General features: G+C 59.8%; 16 protein-coding genes. 7 read left to right on the forward strand and 9 right to left on the reverse strand.

The window, feature by feature from the left end; translation table 11 throughout:
- Nucleotides 1–9 precede the first annotated feature (9 nt).
- Nucleotides 10–2079 carry a phenylacetic acid degradation bifunctional protein PaaZ gene (paaZ, locus tag ACA063_RS20530; RefSeq protein WP_497663144.1) on the forward strand — a complete coding sequence of 690 codons (2070 nt, stop codon included), beginning with the start codon at nucleotides 10–12 and terminating at the stop codon, nucleotides 2077–2079.
- A 158-nt stretch (nucleotides 2080–2237) separates the two neighbouring features.
- Here paaZ and ACA063_RS20535 read toward each other — a convergent pair whose 3' ends face one another.
- Genes ACA063_RS20535 through ACA063_RS20545 form a run of 3 tightly spaced genes read right to left on the reverse strand, consistent with a single transcriptional unit; the run spans nucleotide 2238 to nucleotide 5695 of the window.
- Nucleotides 2238–3146 (reverse strand): helix-turn-helix transcriptional regulator, encoded by a 909-nt coding sequence (locus ACA063_RS20535; RefSeq protein ID WP_497663145.1) that lies wholly within the window; start codon nucleotides 3144–3146, stop codon nucleotides 2238–2240.
- Nucleotides 3143–4561 carry an aminotransferase gene (locus ACA063_RS20540; protein ID WP_497663146.1) on the reverse strand — a complete coding sequence of 473 codons (1419 nt, stop codon included), beginning with the start codon at nucleotides 4559–4561 and terminating at the stop codon, nucleotides 3143–3145. Before ACA063_RS20540 ends, ACA063_RS20535 begins: the two co-directional genes overlap by 4 nt.
- A 30-nt stretch (nucleotides 4562–4591) precedes the next feature.
- On the reverse strand, nucleotides 4592–5695 hold the full coding sequence (locus tag ACA063_RS20545) for a polyamine ABC transporter substrate-binding protein (RefSeq protein WP_497663147.1): 1104 nt from the start codon (nucleotides 5693–5695) through the stop codon (nucleotides 4592–4594).
- Between the two features lie 218 nt (nucleotides 5696–5913).
- On the opposite strand from ACA063_RS20545, the gene ACA063_RS20550 reads away from it, so the two are divergent.
- The 4 genes from ACA063_RS20550 (at nucleotide 5914) to ACA063_RS20565 (ending at nucleotide 11253) form a co-directional block, all read left to right on the forward strand.
- A complete protein-coding gene (locus tag ACA063_RS20550; RefSeq protein WP_497663148.1) occupies nucleotides 5914–6696 on the forward strand; it encodes an enoyl-CoA hydratase-related protein in 783 nt (260 codons plus the stop codon).
- Nucleotides 6693–7874 (forward strand): acetyl-CoA C-acyltransferase family protein, encoded by a 1182-nt coding sequence (locus ACA063_RS20555; RefSeq protein WP_497663149.1) that lies wholly within the window; start codon nucleotides 6693–6695, stop codon nucleotides 7872–7874. Before ACA063_RS20550 ends, ACA063_RS20555 begins: the two co-directional genes overlap by 4 nt.
- Before the next feature lie 671 nt (nucleotides 7875–8545).
- Nucleotides 8546–9664, forward strand: coding sequence for an HlyD family secretion protein (locus ACA063_RS20560; protein WP_497663150.1), 1119 nt, complete (start codon nucleotides 8546–8548; stop codon nucleotides 9662–9664).
- The gene (locus ACA063_RS20565) at nucleotides 9661–11253 is read left to right on the forward strand and encodes a DHA2 family efflux MFS transporter permease subunit (RefSeq protein ID WP_497663151.1); all 1593 of its coding nucleotides are present in this window, start codon (nucleotides 9661–9663) and stop codon (nucleotides 11251–11253) included. Before ACA063_RS20560 ends, ACA063_RS20565 begins: the two co-directional genes overlap by 4 nt.
- Here ACA063_RS20565 and ACA063_RS20570 read toward each other — a convergent pair whose 3' ends face one another.
- From ACA063_RS20570 to ACA063_RS20585, 4 genes are all read right to left on the reverse strand, one after another.
- Nucleotides 11254–11694 (reverse strand): carboxymuconolactone decarboxylase family protein, encoded by a 441-nt coding sequence (locus ACA063_RS20570; RefSeq protein ID WP_497663152.1) that lies wholly within the window; start codon nucleotides 11692–11694, stop codon nucleotides 11254–11256. It abuts the gene before it with no gap.
- A 342-nt stretch (nucleotides 11695–12036) separates the two neighbouring features.
- Nucleotides 12037–13485 carry a mechanosensitive ion channel domain-containing protein gene (locus ACA063_RS20575; RefSeq protein WP_497663153.1) on the reverse strand — a complete coding sequence of 483 codons (1449 nt, stop codon included), beginning with the start codon at nucleotides 13483–13485 and terminating at the stop codon, nucleotides 12037–12039.
- A gap of 143 nt (nucleotides 13486–13628) precedes the next feature.
- Nucleotides 13629–14255 carry an isochorismate family cysteine hydrolase YcaC gene (ycaC, locus tag ACA063_RS20580; protein WP_138968269.1) on the reverse strand — a complete coding sequence of 209 codons (627 nt, stop codon included), beginning with the start codon at nucleotides 14253–14255 and terminating at the stop codon, nucleotides 13629–13631.
- A gap of 127 nt (nucleotides 14256–14382) precedes the next feature.
- Nucleotides 14383–15249, reverse strand: a complete 867-nt coding sequence (locus ACA063_RS20585; protein WP_497663154.1) for a pirin family protein — start codon at nucleotides 15247–15249, stop codon at nucleotides 14383–14385.
- Between the two features lie 104 nt (nucleotides 15250–15353).
- Here ACA063_RS20585 and ACA063_RS20590 point away from each other — a divergent pair, with 104 nt between their 5' ends.
- Nucleotides 15354–16262, forward strand: coding sequence for a LysR family transcriptional regulator (locus ACA063_RS20590; protein WP_497663155.1), 909 nt, complete (start codon nucleotides 15354–15356; stop codon nucleotides 16260–16262).
- A 292-nt stretch (nucleotides 16263–16554) separates the two neighbouring features.
- Nucleotides 16555–17358: a 2,5-didehydrogluconate reductase DkgB gene (gene dkgB / locus ACA063_RS20595; protein WP_497663156.1), complete on the forward strand. Its 804-nt coding sequence runs from the start codon at nucleotides 16555–16557 to the stop codon at nucleotides 17356–17358.
- Between the two features lie 3 nt (nucleotides 17359–17361).
- Here the strand turns inward: dkgB and ACA063_RS20600 are convergent, their stop codons facing one another.
- On the reverse strand, nucleotides 17362–20598 hold the full coding sequence (locus ACA063_RS20600; protein ID WP_497663157.1) for a transporter substrate-binding domain-containing protein: 3237 nt from the start codon (nucleotides 20596–20598) through the stop codon (nucleotides 17362–17364).
- The gene (locus ACA063_RS20605) at nucleotides 20599–21225 is read right to left on the reverse strand and encodes a response regulator (protein WP_497663158.1); all 627 of its coding nucleotides are present in this window, start codon (nucleotides 21223–21225) and stop codon (nucleotides 20599–20601) included.
- Nucleotides 21226–21250 lie beyond the last annotated feature (25 nt).

Raw genomic sequence — 21250 nt, forward strand, 5'->3', positions numbered from 1 at the left:
GCAATCGTGATGTCCTCTTCACCTACACTGCACGCCCCTACCCTGCAAAGTTTCATCGCCGGTCGCTGGATCGGCCAACACGGTGCCCAGGTGCTGCGCAGTGCCATCGACGGCCACGAAATCGCACGCACCCATGAGGAGCGTCCGGACTTTGCCGAAGCCATCGAGCACGGTCGTCGCCAGGGCGTCAGCGGTTTGATGGCGCTGGATTTCCAACAGCGGGCCCAGCGTCTCAAGGCACTGGCCTTGTACCTGAGCGAGCGCAAGGAACAGCTCTACGCGATTTCTCATCACAGCGGCGCCACCCGCGCCGACAGCTGGATCGACATCGAAGGCGGCAACAGCACGCTGTTCACCTACGCCAGCCTCGGCTCCCGGGAATTGCCATCGGGCAACATCGTCCACGAAGGCCCGGCGATGCAACTGAGCAAACTGGGCACCTTCGCCGGCACCCACATTCTGGTGCCCCGTGGCGGCCTGGCGGTGCACATCAATGCCTTCAACTTCCCGATCTGGGGCATGCTGGAAAAATTCGCCCCGAGCTTCCTCGCCGGCATGCCGTGCATCGTCAAACCGGCCAGCGCCACCAGCTACCTGACCGAAGCCGTGGTGCGCCTGATGGACGAATCCGGCCTGCTTCCGGCCGGCAGTCTGCAACTGATCATCGGCGGCACGGGTGACTTGCTGGATCGCCTGCAAGGCCAGGACGTGGTGACCTTCACCGGTTCCGCCGACACCGCCGCCAAGCTGCGGGGCAACCCGAACCTGATCCGCAACTCGGTACCGTTCAACGCCGAAGCCGACTCGCTGAACTGCGCAATCCTCGCCCCGGACGTGACCCCGGATGACGAAGAGTTCGAGCTGTTCATCAAGGAAGTCGCCCGGGAGATGACCACCAAGGCCGGGCAGAAATGCACCGCCATTCGCCGCGCCATCGTGCCGGCCAGACACATCGATGCGGTCGCGACCCGATTGCGCGATAGGTTGAAGAAAGTCGTGGTCGGCGACCCGTCGGTGGAAGGCGTACGCATGGGCGCACTGGCTTCCCACGATCAACAGAAAGACGTCGCTGAGCGTCTGGAAAGCCTGCTGCAAAGCAGCGACATGCTGTTCGGCGCCCGCGACGGGTTTGAACCCCGCGGTGAGAACGTCAACCAAGGCGCATTCTTCGCCCCGACATTGCTGCAGGCCCGCGACCCGCACGCCGAAGGTGGCGCCCACGACATCGAAGCGTTCGGCCCGGTCAGCACGCTGATGGCCTATGACGATCTGGATGAAGCACTGGTGCTGGCGGCTCGCGGCAAAGGCAGCCTGGTGGCCAGTTTGATCACCAAGGACCCACAGATTGCCGCCAAGGCCATCCCCGTCGCCGCTGCCTGGCACGGTCGCTTGCTGGTGCTTGACCGCGAGTCCGCCGCCGAATCCACCGGCCACGGCTCGCCGCTGCCACAACTCAAGCATGGCGGCCCGGGTCGTGCCGGTGGCGGTGAAGAACTGGGTGGCCTGCGCGCGGTGAAGCACTACCTGCAACGTGCAGCCGTACAGGGTTCGCCCACCATGCTGGCGGCTGTGACCGGTGAGTACGTGCGTGGCGCCAAGGTCATCGAAACCGAAGTGCATCCGTTCCGTCGGCACTTCCAGGACCTGCAGATTGGCGAATCGCTGCTGACCCATCGTCGCACCGTGACCGAAGCCGATCTGGTGAACTTCGGCTGCCTGTCCGGTGATCACTTCTACATGCATTTCGATGAGATCGCGGCCAAGGAATCGCAATTCGGCAAACGCATCGCCCACGGTTACTTCGTGCTGTCGGCGGCAGCGGGACTGTTCGTGTCGCCTGCGCCGGGTCCGGTGCTGGCCAACTACGGGCTGGACACGCTGCGCTTCATCAATCCGGTGGGAATCGGCGACACGATCCAGGCGCGCCTGACCTGCAAACGCAAGATCGACCAGGGCAAGAAGAGCCCGCAAGGTATCCCGCAAGGGGTGGTGGCCTGGGATGTCGAAGTGACCAATCAGCTGGGTGAGCTGGTGGCCAGTTATGACATTTTGACGTTGGTGGTTAAGCGCGAAGACTGATCAGCGCTTCTGGTTGACCATAGATGTTGTGGTCAAACGCCGATCAAATGTGGGAGCGAGCCTGCTCGCGATGGTGTGTCAGTCGACATCAAGGTAGCTGACACACCGCCATCGCGAGCAGGCTCACTCCCACATTGGGCTGTGCTCGACCACCCTTCTCAGTGTTTTCGCAACCACTCGATAAACAACGCGAACAACTCCGACTGCGAACCCACCTCCAGCTTCAGGTACAGGTTCTTGCGGTGCATGCGCACGGTTTCTGGTGATATGCCCAACTGGCTGGCGGTGGATTTCACCGAGTGCCCCCTGAGCACCATGTGCGCGACTTCCCGCTCGCGGTCTGTCAGCAGGTCGCTGCCGAAATGCTCGAACGCCCACTGCACCCGTTGCTTGAGATCATCCCCCTCGCCCACCGCTTGAACGCACTGAATCTCGGCAATGCGCTGCATGCCGCGTTGGCTGAATGCGCCGATGAATTCGCTTACCAGGGGTTCGACCGCGCGCAGCAGGTTCAGTTGATCGACCCGCAGGCTTTCATTGCTGAAACCTTGAAACAGGCTCACCGAAATCTTCGTCTCGTTGCCCGTGTTGACGATGTAATAGCTGTCCTCCGAACAGCCCGCCTTCAAGTAATAGGTGCGGTAATACTCGCTGTCGAAGAAGTCGTCCGGTGCGATTTCTTCCAGGTGGTAGAAGCCTTGGGCCAAATCCTGTTCCACCGCCAGGCAGAACGGATCGAGCAAATACCCCCCGGAAAAATAGCGCTCGATGATCGACACCTGATACTGCTCGGCAATGCCGCGCTGATACAGCAACTGTGGTGGGCGGTCCTTGTGTTCCAGGCTGATCATCACCGATTCGATACCGACCAGGTGCCCGAACGCCGACGCCAGGTAGTGCAGCGCGTCGGGCTCATCGACACGGGCAAATGCCTCGCGCATTTGCCCGTGCCATTTATGCAGTGCCCCGAAGGGCAAGGCGATCAACGTATCGTCGTTTGGTTTGCTCATACCCCGCAGTCTAGCGGGTGAGCCGGCTCCCGGTAAAAGCCTGACTGACGAAGTCATTGGCCCTGGTACTGGCCGCTTTCCTGAAGTTCAGCGGCGACTTCAAGAATGCACACGCGCAGGGTCTCGACGATCTCATCGACCTGGGCGCACGTCAGGATCAGCGGCGGCGACATCACGTTGAGGTGCATGATCGGCCGCACCAGCAACCCCTTGGCCTGTGCCCGGGAGTGAATCCGCTCGCCGATGTTGATCTCGTCGGCAAACAACGCCTTGGTGCGCTTGTCGGCGACAAACTCCACGCAGGCCATGAACTTCTGGCAGCGCACATCGCCCACCAATGGCAAATCGCTGAGTGTCGCCAGGCGTTCTTCCAGATAAGCGCCGACCACATCAACATGTTCCAGCAACTGTTCGCGCTCGATGATTTCGATGTTTTTCAGCGCCGCCGTGCAGCACACCGGGTGCCCGCTGTAGGTAAAACCGTGGCTGAAGCAGCGGCCCTTGCCAGGTTCCGCGATGACCTTCCAGATGCGGTCGGAAAAGATGCAGGCGCCCAGCGGCAGATAGGCGGACGTCAGGCCTTTGGCCGTGGTGATGATGTCGGGCTGCACATCGAACAGGTCGTAGGACGCAAAGAATTTGCCCAGTCGCCCGAAAGAGGTGACCACCTCGTCGGCGACGAACAGGATGTCGTAGCGCTGGCAGACTTCCCACATGCGTTTTAGGTAGCCCTTGGGCGGAATGATCACCCCGCCCGACCCCATGATCGGCTCGGCGAAGAAGCCCGCAACCTTGTCCGCGCCAATGGCCAGGATCTTGTCTTCGAACTCCTTGACCAGAAACTCCAGGAACTGCGCCTCGTCCATGCCGTCCGGTGCGCGGTATGGGTTGGGGTTGGACACATGGTGGATGCGGTCGTGGGCGTAGTCGAATTCCGGGACACGGTCGGCGGCCTTGTTGCCAATCGACATCGTCAGCGTTGTCGAGCCGTGATAGGCGTTGTAGCGGGCAATGATGTGCTTCTTTTCCGGCTTGCCACGGCAGTTCTGATAGTACTGAATCAGCCGGTAGGCAGTGTCCACCGCCGTCGAGCCACCGGTGGTCAGGAATACGTGATCGAGGTCACCGGGAGCCAGGCTGGCGAGTTTTTCGCAAAGTTGAATGGCCACGCTGTTGGACATGTCGCAGAACGGATTCGAATAGGCGAGCTGGCGGACCTGGTCGGCAATGGCCAAGGCCATTTCTTCCCGCCCCAGCCCGATATTGGTGCACCACATGCCGCCCACGGCGTCGAGAAAACGATTGCCCTGAGTGTCGAAAATATAGGCGCCGTCGCCGGAAACAATGTTCAGCGACCCCTGCTCGGCGTGTTCATCGAACATGTGATAGCCGTGCATGTAATGAGCCTTGTCTGCCTTGACCAGGCGGGCCTCTTCTGTGGCGGACAAAATGTGCTGGGTTGGAGTGGCCATACGAAAACCTCAAACTGAATAATTGAACGATCAAATCCCGCTTTTTACCGTGCTCCAGACCCGCGTCATGGCGCGCATGTCTTTGGCGTCCTGGGTCTTCTGTGGAAACAGGCGCTCACGGGTAGCGTCATCGGGATAAATCGCCAGGTTGTTGCGCACCTCGGCATTTACCAGGGGCGTGGCGGCCGCGTTGCTGTTGGCGTAATGAATGTAATCAGTGACGTCGGCGATCACTTGCGGCTGCATCAAGTAGTCGAGGAACTTGTGGGCGTTGGCGACATGCGGGGCATCCGCCGGGATGTACATGTTGTCAAACCAGATCAGCGAACCTTCCTTGGGAATGAAATAGGACAGCTTGATGTTGAGCTTGGCTTCTTCGGCGCGGGCCATGGCCGTGGCGTAGTCGCCGGACCAGGTCATGGCCATGCACACGTCGCCATTGGGCAGGCTGGTCAGGTAATTCACCGAGTCGAACTTGCGGATGTAGGGGCGCACGGACAACAGCAATTCCTGTGCGGCTTTGAGGTCTGCCGGCGCGGCGCTTCGCGGGTCTCGTCCCAGGTACTTCAGGGCCAGCGGAATGACCTCGGTGGGCGCATCGACCAGGGTCACGCCGCAATCGGCGAAACGCGAGACGATCTTCGGATCGAAGATCATCGCCAGCGAACCGATCGGCGCGTCCGGCATGCGTTCCTTGATCTTGTCGACGTTGTAAGTGATGCCGTTGCTGCCCCAGGTATAAGGCGCGGAGTACTGCGTACCGGCATCAAAGCCCTGCAAGTCCTGCAAGACTTTCGGATCAAGGTTGGCCCAGCTCGGCAGCAGGTTTTTATCCAGCGGCTGGAAGACCTTGGCCGTGATCAAGGGGGGCGCGAGGGACGCATTCAGTACCACCAGGTCATACCCGGAATGACCGGTGAGCAACTTTGCCTGGACCGTTTCGTAGGCATCGAAGGTGTCGTAGATCACTCGGATGCCGGTGGCTTTTTCGAAATTCGAAATGGTTTTTTCGCCAATGTAATCCGCCCAGTTGTACAGCCGCAGGGTATTGGCTTCATTGACTTCGGCGCCATGGACGCTGAGTGACAACGGAACGAGGAACACACTGAAAATCAACTTGAATGCCTTACGCATAGCAAATTCACCTTACCAGGCAGGTTCCGTTCTGAATGACCGGATGAGCTCACTATCGAGCGATTCAGCGCACCGCACCATACCCCGAATGGGTGTGTGAACCGGATCGTGGCGATGCAACATGGCAAAAAGAAGCAGATTCGTTGAACGGTTTCGTCATAGATCCGGCACAGCCCCGCGCTTAGAGTGACCGATGCACCGATCAACCAGAGCTGCCCATGAACGATCTGATCAAACAGGAACAAAGCGCGGGCGTACTGACGCTCACCTTTGACCGCCTCGACAAGCTGAACGCGCTGAACAACGCGATGTACACGCAGCTGGCCGACCGCTTGTTGGCCGCGGATGAAGACGAGAGTGTCGGCGTCATCATTTTTACCGGTGGCGCGACGTGTTTTACCGCCGGGAATGACCTGGCGGATTTCCTGCAGCATCCCCCCACTCATCTCGACAGCCCGGCCTTTCGCCTGATGAAAGTCGTCACGCACCTGCAAACGCCATTGATCGCGGCAGTGTGCGGGGCGGCCATCGGTATCGGCACCACCCTGCTGCTGCATTGCGATCAGGTGCTGGTCAGCCGCAATGCCCGGCTGCGTGTGCCGTTCGTCAACCTGGGTCTGTGCCCTGAGTTCGGTGCGAGCCTGCTGATGCCACGTCAGCTCGGCCATGCCCGCGCTGCGCGTTTGCTCCTGCTGGGAGAAACCCTCGACGGCGCCAGTGCCGTCGCGTGGGGCCTGGCCAACGAACTGTTCGACGATGGACCGCAGTGCCTCGCTGCCGCGCAGCACATGGCCCAGCGACTGCTGACGTTGCCCCAGGGTGCCCTGCGCCAGACCCGGCAATTGCTCAAGCAGGCGTCGATGGCCGAACTGCAAGCCACGATTCGCCAGGAAAACCTGATGTTCATCGAACGCCTGAACACCCAGGAAGCGCAAACGGCGCTGAACGCCCTCCTCAATCGCAGTACCGAAAAGAACCCGTCAAAAGGAACACCGTCATGAACACCCCAGAAGTTTTTGTAGTCAGCGCCGCTCGTACCGCCATTGGCACCTTTGGTGGCGCCCTCAAGGACGTCCCGCCGGCCGATCTGGCAACCACTGCCGTCAAGGCGGCCCTGGAACGCTCTGGCGTGGACCCGGCGCAAGTCGGCCACCTGGTGATGGGCAACGTGATCCCCACCGAAACCCGTGACGCCTACATTTCCCGGGTCGCAGCCATGAACGCCGGCATCCCGAAAGAGACACCGGCCTACAACGTCAACCGCCTGTGCGGTTCCGGCCTGCAAGCCATCATCAGCGCGGCCCAGACCTTGCTGCTCGGCGACGCCGACATCGCCATCGGTGCCGGCGCCGAATCCATGAGCCGCGGGCCGTACCTGCTGCCCTCCGCCCGCTGGGGTTCGCGCATGGGCAACGTCCAGGCTGTCGACTACATGCTGGGCATCCTGCATGACCCGTTCCATGGCATTCACATGGGCATCACCGCCGAGAACGTGGCCGCACGCAACGGCATCACCCGCGAAATGCAGGACGCCCTCGCCTTTGAAGATCAAAAGCGCGCCGCGTTCGCCATCGCCAACGGCTATTTCAGCGAGCAAATCGCCGCGGTGGAAATTCAAAGCCGCAAGGAAACGAAGCTGTTCAACGTCGATGAACATCCTCGCGCCACTTCCCTGGAACAGCTTGCGCAGATGAAGCCGGCGTTCAAGAAGGACGGTTCGGTGACGGCCGGTAACGCATCGGGCTTGAACGACGGTGCTGCGGCGCTGGTCATGGCCACGGGCGATGCGGTCAAGCGCGGCAATCTGCGTCCTCTGGCCCGACTGGTCAGTTATGCCCACGCCGGTGTAGAGCCGGAACTGATGGGCCTGGGACCTATCCCCGCCACGCGCCTGGCCCTCAAGCGCGCCGGATTGACCGTGCAGGATATGGATGTCGTTGAAGCCAACATCGCCTTCGCGGCACAAGCGTGCGCGGTCAGCCAGGAGCTGGACCTCGACCCGGCCAAGGTCAACCCGAACGGTTCGGGCATTGCCCTGGGTCACCCGGTGGGCGCGACGGGGGCGATCATTGCGACCAAGGCGATTCATGAACTGCACCGTACCAACGGGCGGTATGCGTTGGTGACGATGTGCATTGGTGGGGGTCAGGGGATTGCGGCGATTTTTGAGCGGGTTTGAGGATTGGCCGGGGACGAATTGAAAAAGGCCCCGGCTCACCTGAAGCAACTGACGTCCGCTGTGGCGAGGGGATTTATCCCCGTTCCAGTGCGTAGCGCTGGCAGGCAATCCAGGGATCACTTCGCAACCCAACGGGGTGGTGCGGCATTCCGATGAACTCCCTCGCCTCAGCGGACGTCAGTTGCTACAGGTGATCTCATGGCCTGACTGTCTTACATCGCCCCGAAAGCCAACCATCTTTCCAAGCTCAAACCCGCCCCTGCAATCGTCGCCCGACGACATCCATCAAATCACCGCCATCGCGAAGCGAAGTCACCAACACCCGCGCCAGCTCACTGTGAACACCCTCGCCGAGCGCAAAACTCTCAAGAACCTGCATTGCCGTATTAGGCCGTTAACTGAGGTAATGGAAATGTACACCCGCAAGAGTCTCACCGCCGATCAGGCCGCCATCGCCGGCAGGCCAGCTCCCACAGTTTGATCCGGGTATTTCCGAGTAATACATCGGTTGTGAGACCGCCATCGCGAACAAGCTTCGCTCCTCATTTACAGCGCAACGCACGCATCCCAACTCCAACCTGACGATCGGCATCAAAAACCAATTGCCACAAAATATTACCTGCGTCATATTATATACGTAATAAATACCGCACCCCATAGGTAAACCCACCATGACCAGCATGCCCAGCCTTGAACCCGAGCTCGCCGTCCCGGTGAAATCCAGGCCTCCCCTGTTCAAACGCCTGTTACTGCTGACCGCTGCCGTCGCAGCCCTGGTGTTCGCGGGCTTTTATGCAGCCCATTGGTGGACCGCCGGACGCTTCATCGAAGAAACCGACGATGCCTATATCGGCGGTGACGTAACGGTGATCGGGCCAAAAGTCGCGGGGTATATCGACGAAGTGCTGGTCACGGACAACCAGAAGGTCAAGGCCGGCGACGTGCTGATTCGCCTCGACTCTCGCGACTACCGCGCCAACCTGGCCAAAGCCGAAGGCGCGGTCGCTGCCGAAGAAGCCCTGCTCGCCAACCTTGATGCCACCGAACAACTGCAACACGCGGTTATCGGCCAGGCCCGCGCCGGTATCGACGCCACCAACGCCGAAGCCTCCCGTTCGAGGGATGACAACGTTCGCTACAAACGGCTGGTCGGCAGCAACGCGGTGTCGGTAGAAAGCGCCCAGCGCGTCGACGCCACGTTCAAAACTGCGCAAGCCCTCAGCGCTCGGGCCCAAGCCGAATTGCTGGCCGCACAACGTCAGTTGAACGTGATTGAAACCCAGAAACAGCAAGCGCGTGCGGCCCTGATACAAGCCCGGGCCGAACGCGATCTGGCGCAATTGAACGTGGGCTACACCGAATTGAAAGCCCCGGTGGACGGCGTCGTCGGCAATCGTCGGGCGCGGGTGGGTGCTTACGCTCAGGCCGGTTCGCAACTGTTGTCGGTGGTGCCATCGAGCGGGCTGTGGGTGGATGCCAATTTCAAAGAGGATCAACTGGCGCGCATGATCCCCGGCCAGCGGGTGATCATTCATGCAGACGTGCTGTCGGGCCGCGAATTCCATGGGCATCTGGACAGCCTCGCACCGGCGAGTGGTTCCCAGTTCAGCGTGCTGCCACCAGAAAACGCCACCGGAAACTTCACCAAGATCGTGCAACGGGTGCCTGTGCGCATCCTGCTGGACCCCGCGGATGGCGTGCTGGGTCACCTGCGTCCCGGCCTGTCGGTCACGGCAGAAGTGGACACTCGCGAGGAGACCGAAACCCCAGCCGTAGCCAGCGCACCATGAGCCGCGCCCTCACCGCCCCGGCGCAGCCGTTCAACGCCGCCGACATGGCCACGGCAACCAAGGTCTTCGCCTTCGCCAGCATGTGCATCGGCATGTTCATTGCGCTGCTGGATATCCAGATCGTCTCCGCTTCGTTGCGTGACATTGGCGGCGGGCTCTCGGCCGGCACCGACGAAACGGCCTGGGTGCAGACCAGCTACCTGATCGCCGAGATCATTGTGATACCGTTGTCCGGCTGGCTATCCCGAGTGTTCTCGACCCGCTGGTTGTTCTGCGCCTCGGCGGTGGGTTTTACCCTGGCCAGTCTGCTGTGCGGCGCCGCGTGGAACATCCAGAGCATGATCGCTTTTCGTGCCCTGCAAGGGTTTCTCGGCGGCTCGATGATTCCTTTGGTGTTCACCACTGCGTTTTTTTTCTTCACCGGCAAACAACGGGTGATCGCGGCGGCGACGATCGGTGCGGTGGCTTCTCTGGCGCCTACTTTGGGGCCCGTGATCGGTGGGTTCATCACGGACGTTTCCTCCTGGCACTGGTTGTTCTACATCAACCTTGTGCCGGGCATTTTCGTCGCCGTGGCGGTGCCGATGCTGGTGAAGATCGACCAGCCGGAACTATCGCTGCTCAAGGGCGCCGACTACCTGAGCATGGTGTTCCTGGCGCTGTTTCTCGGCTGTCTTGAATACACCCTCGAAGAAGGTCCCCGCTGGAACTGGTTCAGCGACAGCACCATCCTCGCCACCGCCTGGATCAGCGGCCTGACCGGCCTAGCGTTCATTGGACGTACCTTGCATGTGGCCAATCCTATTGTCGATTTGCGCGCCCTGAAGGATCGTAACTTTGCTCTCGGCTGCTTCTTTTCATTCGTCACCGGCATCGGCCTGTTTGCCACCATCTACCTCACACCGCTGTTCCTCGGCCGAGTGCGTGGCTACGGGGCGTTGGACATTGGTCTGGCGGTTTTCTCCACCGGGGTGTTCCAGATCATGGCGATTCCGCTGTACGCCTTTCTGGCCAACCGCGTGGATTTGCGCTGGATCATGATGACCGGCCTTGGGCTGTTCGCGTTGTCGATGTGGGATTTCAGCCCGATCACCCATGACTGGGGCGGCAAGGAATTGATGTTGCCGCAAGCACTGCGCGGGATCGCCCAGCAACTGGCCGTACCGCCCGCCGTCACGCTGACCCTCGGTGGCCTGGCACCGGCGCGACTCAAACATGCTTCGGGCTTGTTCAATCTGATGCGAAACCTGGGCGGCGCCATCGGTATTGCCGCTTGCGCGACCATCCTCAACGATCGCACCAACCTGCATTTCACGCGGTTGGCGGAAAATCTCAACAGCACCAACGAAGCGTTGAACCAGTGGCTGTCTCAGGTCGGCAACAACTTCGCTACTCTGGGCCAGAGTGGCGACACCAGTGTGACGGCCAGCCTGCACCAGTTGTGGCTACTGACCTACCGCGAAGCGCAGACGCAAACCTACGGCGATGCGTTTCTGATGATCATGGTCTGCTTCATCATTGCCACGGCGATGGTGCCCTTGATGCGCAAGGTGCAACCACCGGCCGCGCCATCAGCGGATGCTCACTGATCAGTCTTGAGGCATTTTGCGAAAGCCAACCGCCAGGCGATTCCAGCTGTTGATGGTGGTGATCGCCACGGTCAGGTCGACCATTTCCTTCGGGCTGAATTCAGCCGCCAGCAGCTCATAGTCTTCGTCCGGTGCGTGGGTCTGGCTCAGCAGGGTCAGGGACTCGGTCCAGGCCAGGGCCGCGCGTTCACGGGGGGTGAAGAACGGCGTTTCGCGCCAGGCCGACAAGGTGTACAGACGACGCTCGGCCTCACCGCCCTTGCGGGCATCGGCGCTGTGCATATCAAGGCAGAAGGCGCAGCCGTTGATTTGCGAAGTGCGCAGTTTGACCAGTTCGATCAGGTTTTTTTCCAGCGGCAGTTTGGAGACGGCGGTTTCCAGCGCGATCATGGCTTTGAGCGCGTCAGGGGAAGCGGTGTAGAAGTCGATGCGAGGTTTCATGTCAGGCTCCGGGTGCAGGTGGGTGTGGAGCTAAAGTAGTCCTGTCTGTGCTGCTGACAAATAGCCAATCTTTCAGAAGTTGGGTAGGCCACTGGGGGGTGGTTAGCGGCTTTGGAGTTCTGATCCTTTTTATGTGGTCAATTCACTGACGTCTTCGCAAGGCTAGCCCGTTTCCTGTAGGAGCTGTCGAGTGAAACGAGGCTGCGATCCTTTGATCTTTATCTTTGCAATCAAATCAAGATCAAAAGATCGCAGCCTCGTTTCACTCGACAGCTCCTACAGGGAACGGGCTTGCTCCGGGCGGCGTTCCGACGATGAGGCTGGCACCGCCAACGCAATTCCCTACCCCTGACCACGCCCCCGCAACCACTGCAAAAACCCCTTCTTCGCCACCACCTTCGGCGCTTCCTGGGTCAGGGTTTGCGCTTTGTTCAAGCGGAAATCCAGCAACGCCTTCATCGCTTCGCCGATGTCGTGTCGCGCGTCCAGGCAGGGTTTCAGGTAGTCCTTTTCGATCCGGTACAAACTGCAGGAAGTCTTGGCGCTGAAGTCCGCCGGCATTGCCGTATCCGACAGAATCCCGCCCTCGCCAATCACCTCGCCCGGCCCCATGCGCCCGGACTCGAACTTGACCCCGGCGCGACTCAATTCCACCGACACCACACCGGACTCAATGATGAACAAATGATCGCTGACCTCCCCCGCCGGCAGAATCATTTCGCCAGCGCGAAAGCTTTGCAGGGTCATGTGCTGGCTGAAAGTCTCTTTCTCTTCCTGGCGTAAGGTGGAGAAGATGGTCGAGCTTTCCAGCAGCGCCAGTGGCCGTGACAGGCCGGCAGGCGCATTGGATTCGACGTTCGACAACAGACTCACACCGGACGCCTGCAAATGCCGGTACGCCAGGTCAAACAACAGATTACGCACCATGCGTTTCTGATCCATCGAGGCCACGAACCCGCTGATTTCGTACTCCACACCGGTGGGGCTGGAGCCTTTCAAGGCCACACAGGGCGCCGGTTTTATCAACAGATAACGGCAACCCTGCATCGCCCTCTCCAGCGCATCGATCACCGTTTGTGGCCGCGCGTGAGCGCTGAGTTGCAGGCTGATGGAGACGCCGAAAATGTCGCTCGGTCGGCTGAAGTTGATGATCTTGGCTTTGGCCGCCAGCGAGTTGGGAATCACCGCCATGCTGCCCTGGGCCGTTTGCAGGCGCGTGGCGCGCCAGTCGATGTCGGTGACACGGCCTTCGGTGCCGTCGATGGAGATCCAGTCATCCAGCTGATAAGGCTTGGTCGTATTCAGGACGATCCCGGAGAACACATCGCTCAAGGTGCTTTGCAACGCCAGGCCGACGATGATCGCCAACGCGCCGGAGGTCGCCAAAACGCCTTTGACCGGCAGGTCGAGCACGTAGGCCAGGGCGGCAATAATGGCGATGAGGAAGATGACTGCGCCCAGCAGGTCTTGCAGCAGGCGCCCGGTATGGCCGACTCGCTGCATCATCACCGCGCCGATCAGCACCGTCAGGGTCCGTGCGGCGAACAGCCACCAGCCAATCTGCAAACCGGTCGCGGCCAGGTGCAGCGGCACGTTGTCGGCCCAGGGCGCCGGCTCCAGCGGGTTCAGGCCTTCATTGAACAACAGGAAGCTGAACAGCGAAAAAATCACCAGCCGCACGAGCAGCTTCCAGTTGCTGCCGTTGGCACTGATCAGACGCCAAAGCCCCAGATCGATGAGGATCAGGACCAGCGCGCAGAGCAACGGATGATCGGCGAGCAATGACAGCATCCAGCGGCTCCCAGCAAGGGCTCATTGACGCAAACATCGCACGCATTGTAGGAGCTGGCGAAGCCTGCGATCTTTTGGCGATCCAGAAAGATCAAAAGATCGCAGCCTTCGGCAGCTCCTACAAGGGGCGATACGCGTTTAGCTTACTTGCTGTTAGTCAGCGCGTTGTAGCTGGTGAACAGGTTGCGGTAGTCCGGAATGTGGTTGGAGAACAACGTGCCCAGGCCTTCCACATCGTTGCGCCAGTCGCGATGCAACTCACAGGCCAGGCCGAACCAGGTCATCAACTGCGCGCCAGAGGACGACATGCGGTCCCAGGCGGATTGACGGGTCAGTTCGTTGAACGTGCCGGAGGCATCGGTCACCACAAACACATCGAAACCCTCAGCCAGAGCCGACAGCGCCGGGAATGCCACGCAGACTTCTGTCACGACGCCCGCGATGATCAGCTGTTTCTTGCCGGTGGCCTTGATCGCCTTGACGAAGTCTTCGTTGTCCCAGGCGTTGATCTGGCCAGGACGGGCAATGTACGGCGCATCGGGAAACAAGGCCTTGAGCTCAGGCACCAGCGGACCGTTCGGCCCGGTTTCGAAGCTGGTGGTCAGGATGGTTGGCAGCTTGAAGTACTTGGCCAGGTCGGCCAGCGCCAGCACGTTGTTTTTGAAACGATCCGGTTCGATGTCGCGCACCAGCGACAGCAGGCCCGCCTGGTGATCGACCAACAGAACGGCGGCGTTATCCTTGTCGAGACGTTTGTAAGAAGTAGTCATGGGGTAATCCTCGCTATTTTATCGATGCCGACCAGGCCGGCGGAAAGGTTTTCGTTTTCTCGTTTAATCGGGGCCTGACAAGCGTAGTTATCCAGGCCCGCTACACCACTGCGTTACTGCAATCCATTCAACCGCTCATCCGGCCAAAGCGACCGGACTGGAAGTCGGTGAACGCCTGCTGGATCTCTTGCTCGCTGTTCATCACGAACGGGCCGTGGCCGACGATCGGCTCGTCGATCGGTTCGCCGCTGAGCAGCAACACCACGGCATCATTGTTGGCTTCCAAAGTAAGCTGATGGCCATCGCGTTCGAACAACGCCAGTTGCCCTTCGCGGACCAATTCCACGCCGTTGACCTGCACCGTGCCACGCAAGACTACGAGCGCAGTGTTACGGCCTTCGTGCAGATCCAGCGTCAACAGCTTGCCGCCGTTAAGTCGCAGGTCCCAGACGTCTATCGGGGTGAACGTACGCGATGGACCGGTGTGACCGTCGAACTCGCCGGCGATCAAGCGCAGGCTGCCGGCGTTGTCCTTGAGCGGGATGCTCGGGATGTCGCCGTCCAGAATCGTCTGGTAACCGGCGTCGGCCATTTTGTCCTTGGCCGGGAGGTTGACCCACAGCTGCACCATTTCCAGGGTGCCGCCGCTTTTGGCGAAGGCTTCAGAGTGAAACTCTTCGTGCAGGATCCCCGACGCGGCGGTCATCCATTGCACATCACCCGGACCAATCTTGCCGCCGCTGCCGGTGGAGTCGCGATGCTCCACTTCGCCCTTGTAAACGATAGTCACCGTTTCGAACCCGCGGTGTGGATGCTGACCAACGCCACGACGTGCCGTGGTCGGGGTGAATTCAGCGGGACCGGCGTGATCGAGCAGCAGAAACGGGCTGATGTGTTTGCCCAGGTTGTCGTAGGAAAACAGCGTACGAACCGGAAAGCCGTCGCCGACCCAATGGCTGCGTGGACTGGTGTAGATACCAATGATGTTTTTCATGGTGCCTCCGAAAATGTGGTTTGACGCGATGGACAAAGCTTAAAACTGAACCCTTTGGTGCGCTAGACTGCAAAAATCACTCGTAGCGTTCTATTTGGAGAACGATGGTGGAAGACCTCAACACCCTCTACTACTTCACCCAGGTGGTCGAACACGGCGGTTTCGCCGCGGCCGGACGCGCGCTGGACATGCCCAAATCCAAGCTCAGCCGGCGCATCGCCGAGCTGGAGGAACGCCTGGGTGTACGCCTGCTCCATCGCACCAGCCGCCAGTGTTCGCTGACCGAGATCGGCCAGGCTTATTACCAGCGTTGCCTGGCCATGCGGGTGGAAGCGGAAAGTGCTGCCGAACTGATCGAACGCAATCGCTCCGAACCCCAGGGCCTGGTGCGCATCAGCTGCCCGACGGCGCTGCTCAATTCCTGGGTCGGACCGATGCTGAGCCGATACATGCTCAAGTACCCGCTGGTGGAGTTGTTCATCGAGAGCACCAACCGTCGGGTCGACCTGATTCACGAAGGTTTCGACATCGCCCTGCGCGTGCGTTTTCCGCCGCTGGAAAACACCGACATGGTCATGAAGGTGTTGGCCAACAGCACCCAATGCCTGGTGGGCAGTCCGGCATTTGTCGAGCGCTTGTCGACGCCGGCCTCCCCGGCCGACCTTAGCGGTCTGCCCAGCCTGCATTGGGGCGCGGCGCAACGGGAATATCAGTGGGAGCTCCTGGGCGCAAACGGTGCCAGCGCGGTGATCCGCCACTCGCCGCGCATGGTGACCGATGACCTGTTAGCCCTGCGCCACGCGGTGCTTGAGGGGATCGGCATCGCGCATCTGCCGACCGTGGTGGTGCGTGAGGACATCGCCGCCGGCCGATTGGTGGAGTTGGTGCCGGGATGGGCGCCGAAATGCGGGATCGTCCATGCGATCTTCCCCTCACGTCGCGGGCTGTTGCCTTCGGTGAGGGCGTTGATCGACTTTTTGGGTGAGGAATTCAGCCACGCCGACATTGCCTAGATTTTGTTTCGGCGACGGGGGGGACGACGACTTGCATGATTCTTGAGGGGCGGGGGTAGGGTTTAGGATCAAAAGATCGCAGCCTCGTTTCACTCGACAGCTCCTACAAGGTCCCTATGAAACACGCCCCCCTGTAGGAGCTGTCGAGTGAAACGAGGCTGCGATCTTTCAAGGCTGCGATCTTTTGATTCATGACTTGCAGTCAATTCTGCTTTGTCCCACCAGCGGTTTTTCCCAAGGATGCACACACGGATACTGGTGCCCATACCCACTGCAACCCTGGAGTCATTTGATGTCTATTCCCGCATTCGGTCTTGGTACGTTTCGCCTGCAAGGTCAGGTGGTCATCAACTCCGTGAGCACCGGTCTGGAACTGGGTTATCGGGCAATCGATACCGCGCAAATCTACGAAAACGAAGCCGAGGTCGGCGAGGCCATCGCGGCCAGCGGCATTGCCCGGGAAGACCTGTTCATCACCAGCAAGATCTGGGTCGCAAACTTTGCCAAAGATCGTCTGATCGACAGCCTCAAAGAGAGCCTGAGCAAATTGCAGACCGACTATCTGGACCTGACGCTGATCCATTGGCCGTCGCCTGAGAACCAGGTGCCTGTCGAAGAATTCATGGGTGCTTTGCTCGAAGCCAAACACCTTGGCCTCACCCGACAGATCGGCGTTTCCAACTTCACCGTCGACCTGATGAAACAAGCCATTGCCGCAATCGGTGCCGAAAACATCGCCACCCACCAGATCGAACTCCATCCGTACCTGCAAAACCGCACCGTCGCCGAGTTTGCGAAAAGCCAGGGGATCGGGATTACTTCGTACATGACCCTGGCCTACGGGGAAGTCCTCAAGGACCCGGTCATCCAGCAAATCGCCGAACGCCTGCAGGCAACGCCGGCACAAGTTACCCTGGCCTGGGCGATGCAGCTGGGTTACGCGGTCATTCCCTCGTCGACCAAGCGCGCCAACCTGGAAAGCAACCTGCAAGCCTGCAACCTGACCCTGAGCAACGCCGACATGGCACTGATTGCCGGACTGGATCGCGGCCACCGGCTGACCAGTCCCGAGGGCATTGCGCCGCAGTGGGACTAAGCGTCAATCCTGCTCGAGGCTAAGCTCAAGTCGCGCCATGGCCTGTTGCAACTGATCGACGGATGCGTCGATCAGTGCCTTATCGCCCTCGTCGCAGGCACGTTCAAGACGCTCGCAACACTCGACCAGACTGCCCGCCCGAACCATCAAAGCCCCGCCCTTGATCCGGTGCGACAGCACTTGCAAGGCGTGATGATCGCCACGGGCATGGGCCTGGAGCAGTTCTTCCCGGTCACTGCGATTGGTCACGGCCACATCGCGCAACAGCTGATCGATCAAATCACGGTCCGCCCCCACAAACTGCTCCAGTCCACTCAAGTCGATCTCGTTACTGGTGGGCGCGCCGCTGTCGGTAACCGCTGCACCGAACCTCAGTGCCAGCCATTGGTGCAAGTCTGCCAGCCGAATGGGCTTGAACAGGCAGTCATCCATACCGGCTTCCAGACAACGCGCCTTCTCCTCGGGCTGCGCATTGGCGGTAAACCCCAGGATCAGGGTGGGCTGCAAACCATTGGCACGTTCTTCGTCGCGTATCGCACCCGCCAGTTCGTAACCACTGAGCACCGGCATGTTGCAGTCGGTAATCAGCACATCGAACTCGTGTTCACGCCATTGCAGCAACCCTTGTTCGCCATCCTCGGCCACCCGCACGTGATGCCCCAGATAGCTTAATTGCCGCGAAAGCAGCAAGCGGTTGGCCGGGTAATCGTCGACCACCAGAATCGTCAGCGAGCGCACGTTTAACGGCGCAACGTCAGCCACGTCGACCTCACTTAACGACAACGGTGGCAATACCATCAGATCAAGCTGAACGTCGATCTTCGTGCCCTGCCCCAGGGCGCTGTCGAGCTGCAATCGCCCGCCCATCATCTCGCACAAGGTACGGCTGATCACCAACCCCAACCCGGAACCCTGACGCCCCGACTGCGGGTTATTGCCGGCCTGAACGAACGGACTGAACAGACGCTTCTGATCGAACTCGCTGATGCCAATACCGTTGTCGTCGATCTGCACACTCACTGCCAGATGGCTGGCCCGTTTCGGCTCAACCCGCAGCGTCAGGCTGACTTCCCCGACCTCGGTGAACTTCACCGCGTTGCTCAGCAGATTGGACAGCACCTGCTTGAAACGCGTGGGATCGATCATCACATCGCAATCGCTTTCTGCATCCAGCTCCACGCGCCAATAGAGATTTTTCTGGCGTGCCAACCCTTCGAAAATCCGGCACACCGACTCCACCAACTTGCGCAGGTTCGCCCGCTCGGGCGCCAGCGACAGATGCCCGGACTCGATGCGCGCGATGTCCAGGATGTCGCCGATCAGCGCCAGAAGCTGCTGTGCCGAACTGGAAGCCACCTCGATCGCCGAATGGTCCGGAACGCCCCGCTCGGCTTGCTTGAGCGCCAGTTCGAGCATGCCGATCATGGCGTTCATCGGCGTGCGGATTTCATGGCTCATGGTCGCCAGAAAGGTTGTTTTCGCGCGATTGGCATCATCGGCGGCGTTCTTGGCTTCCTGTAATTGCTGCAGCAGCACCTGACGCTGACGAATCTGACGACGCTGCCAGACGATCCACGCCAGCGCGAGCAACAACAGCGCACCGGCGGCGGCAAAAGCCTGGAGAATTGTCTGTCGATGCCGCAGCCAATAGCTGGGTTCGACCATTAGGTCGTTGCGCCAGTATTGGGTCATTTCATCGATTTCTTCGGGTGAAATACTCAGCAGGGCCTTGTCGAGTATGGAATGCAGCTCCGGTAAACCTCGACCTGTCGCCAGGGTGCTACGGGCCGGGTCAATGCCCACGGTGCTGGTGACTTTCAGACGCCCCTGGAACTGGCGGGAAATCATGTAGCGAGCGCCGATCAACGAATTGATGGCACCCTGAGCCTCGCCCCGGTCGACCATTTCCATGGCCTGTGCCGTCAAAGGCGCGGCGATCAGCTTGATCTGCGGATAATGCTGGCGAAGGTATTGCGCCGTACTGTTGCCTTGGGTCACGGCCAGGGTTTTTCCGGCCATTTCGTCCAGGGTCGAGGGGCTCCAAGGAGCTGCTCGAACGACCAGCACGTTAGGGCTGGTCAGGAAAGGCCGGGTGAACTGCAGATCGGCTTCGCGCTCAGTGCTGGGGCTCATGCCCGCAATCAGGTCGACCTGTCCGGACTTGATCTGGTCGATCATTTCGACCACCGACTTCAAAGGCTTGATGTCGAACTTGAGCCCGGTGCGCACACTGATTTTTGCGAGTACATCTGCACTGATACCACGGAACGTTCCTTCGCCGTCGATGAAGGAAATCGGCATGATGTTTTCGTTGATCGCTACGTTCAAACGTGGATGTTCATCGAGCCAGCGCCGCTCGGCCACGCTGAAATTCAATGGTTGAGTTCCCGCAATGCTCGGTCCGCCAGCGCCCCAGCGACGCAGGATATTCAATCGCTCATCAATCGGAATCATCGCCAGGGCCCGATTGACGATGCGTTGCAATTGCCCATTGTCGCTTCTCATCGCAAACGCAAAACGACCGGACTCCATGCGCGAAAAATCCGCCAGTTGTACGTTGTTGATGTAGTTTTTGCTGATCAGATAATGGGTACTGATGGCATCGCCCAGATACACATCTGCCTGACGAAACGCCACGGCTCCCACCCCTCCCAGCGTCGAGGGGAATAACTCGACCTGTGCTTGTGGATAGAAAGCCTGCACGTCCTGCCGCGGCAAATAGTGATACAGCATCGCCAGCCGTTTGCCGGCCAGTTCAGGGTCCAGCGGTTGAGATGAACCGGCCTGCGTCACCAGTACCGGTTGATCGACGGCATAGGCGCTGGACATCAGTAATTGCGGGTCTTGGGCCTCAAAACGATTGGCTGTTCCCAACAAGTCCGCCGTGCCTTGCTTGATGGCTGCCAGCGCTTCTTCGCGGGAAGGGTAACGCTGAACCTCGATCTCCACGTTCAACAGTTGCTTGAGCAACCCGGCATAGTCTGCCGTCAGGCCTTCGAATGCCGTACCGGTGGTGGTGATATCGAAAGGGGGGTAATCCGGAGCCGAGACAGCGAGCACCAAACGGCCCTTTTTTCCCAGCCATTGAGCATCGCTTGCCAACAGCTTGGGGCTATAGCCAGAGACGCTTGAGCGGCACAGCAAGGTCAGTTCTTGTGGCTGCGCCTGGGCGACCGTGATCCAGAGACACTGTCCCAACAGCAATAACGCGGTCAGGCATCGGCTCAGGAAGGTCTTCATTCAGATCAGATGATTGCGCTGGGCGAAATCCCTCAGGTGGACCAGTGAATCCACGTTGAGTTTTTCAATCAACCGCGTTTTGTAGGTGCTGACGGTCTTGTGACTCAGGTGCATTGCCTCGGCAATCGCCTTGTTGGTAATCCCTCGAGCCAGATTCAGGAAAATCGTCATCTCACGATCAGAGAGCTGATCGATGCGCTCCTTCTCACTGCGTTGCAACGCACTCAACGCCACCGTATTGGTAGGCAACTGGGCGAAATAGCTGTAGCCGGCCATCACCGCGTGCACGGCTTTGTGCAAATGCTGCAAATCGTTTGACTTGGAAACGTACGCCGACGCACCGGCGCGAATGCAGCGGTCCTGAAAAAAAGCCGGTTCCTGGGACGTAAAGACCAGCACCCGGCATCGCTCCGCACCGTCGTGGATGCGCCGCAGCACTTCCAGGCCATCGAGCGAAGGCATTGAAAGATCAAGCACGATGAGGTCCGGTTGGTGTTCACGAATCATCGGCATGACTTCGTTACCGCTGCTTGCCTCATGGATGGTTTGAAAGCCCTCTTGGCGAAGGACAAGTTTGACTGCGGCGCGAACCACCGGATGATCGTCCACAATCAGCACTGACTTCATGGGGCCTCCCTGTAATAAATGACGA

The sequence above is a fragment of the Pseudomonas sp. LBUM1643 genome, from assembly GCF_059716215.1.

Coding starts and splice junctions, on each gene's coding strand:
- ACA063_RS20535 (WP_497663145.1), bottom strand. CDS start 3,146: ATGACTTCGTCAGTCAGGCTTTTACCGGGAGCCGGCTCACCCGCTAGA.
- ACA063_RS20590 (WP_497663155.1), top strand. CDS start 15,354: ATGGTGGAAGACCTCAACACCCTCTACTACTTCACCCAGGTGGTCGAA.
- ACA063_RS20555 (WP_497663149.1), top strand. CDS start 6,693: ATGAACACCCCAGAAGTTTTTGTAGTCAGCGCCGCTCGTACCGCCATT.
- ACA063_RS20570 (WP_497663152.1), bottom strand. CDS start 11,694: ATGAAACCTCGCATCGACTTCTACACCGCTTCCCCTGACGCGCTCAAA.
- ACA063_RS20560 (WP_497663150.1), top strand. CDS start 8,546: ATGACCAGCATGCCCAGCCTTGAACCCGAGCTCGCCGTCCCGGTGAAA.
- ACA063_RS20550 (WP_497663148.1), top strand. CDS start 5,914: ATGAACGATCTGATCAAACAGGAACAAAGCGCGGGCGTACTGACGCTC.
- ACA063_RS20545 (WP_497663147.1), bottom strand. CDS start 5,695: ATGCGTAAGGCATTCAAGTTGATTTTCAGTGTGTTCCTCGTTCCGTTG.
- ACA063_RS20600 (WP_497663157.1), bottom strand. CDS start 20,598: ATGAAGACCTTCCTGAGCCGATGCCTGACCGCGTTATTGCTGTTGGGA.
- ACA063_RS20585 (WP_497663154.1), bottom strand. CDS start 15,249: ATGAAAAACATCATTGGTATCTACACCAGTCCACGCAGCCATTGGGTC.
- paaZ (WP_497663144.1), top strand. CDS start 10: ATGTCCTCTTCACCTACACTGCACGCCCCTACCCTGCAAAGTTTCATC.
- dkgB (WP_497663156.1), top strand. CDS start 16,555: ATGTCTATTCCCGCATTCGGTCTTGGTACGTTTCGCCTGCAAGGTCAG.
- ycaC (WP_138968269.1), bottom strand. CDS start 14,255: ATGACTACTTCTTACAAACGTCTCGACAAGGATAACGCCGCCGTTCTG.
- ACA063_RS20540 (WP_497663146.1), bottom strand. CDS start 4,561: ATGGCCACTCCAACCCAGCACATTTTGTCCGCCACAGAAGAGGCCCGC.
- ACA063_RS20565 (WP_497663151.1), top strand. CDS start 9,661: ATGAGCCGCGCCCTCACCGCCCCGGCGCAGCCGTTCAACGCCGCCGAC.
- ACA063_RS20605 (WP_497663158.1), bottom strand. CDS start 21,225: ATGAAGTCAGTGCTGATTGTGGACGATCATCCGGTGGTTCGCGCCGCA.
- ACA063_RS20575 (WP_497663153.1), bottom strand. CDS start 13,485: ATGCTGTCATTGCTCGCCGATCATCCGTTGCTCTGCGCGCTGGTCCTG.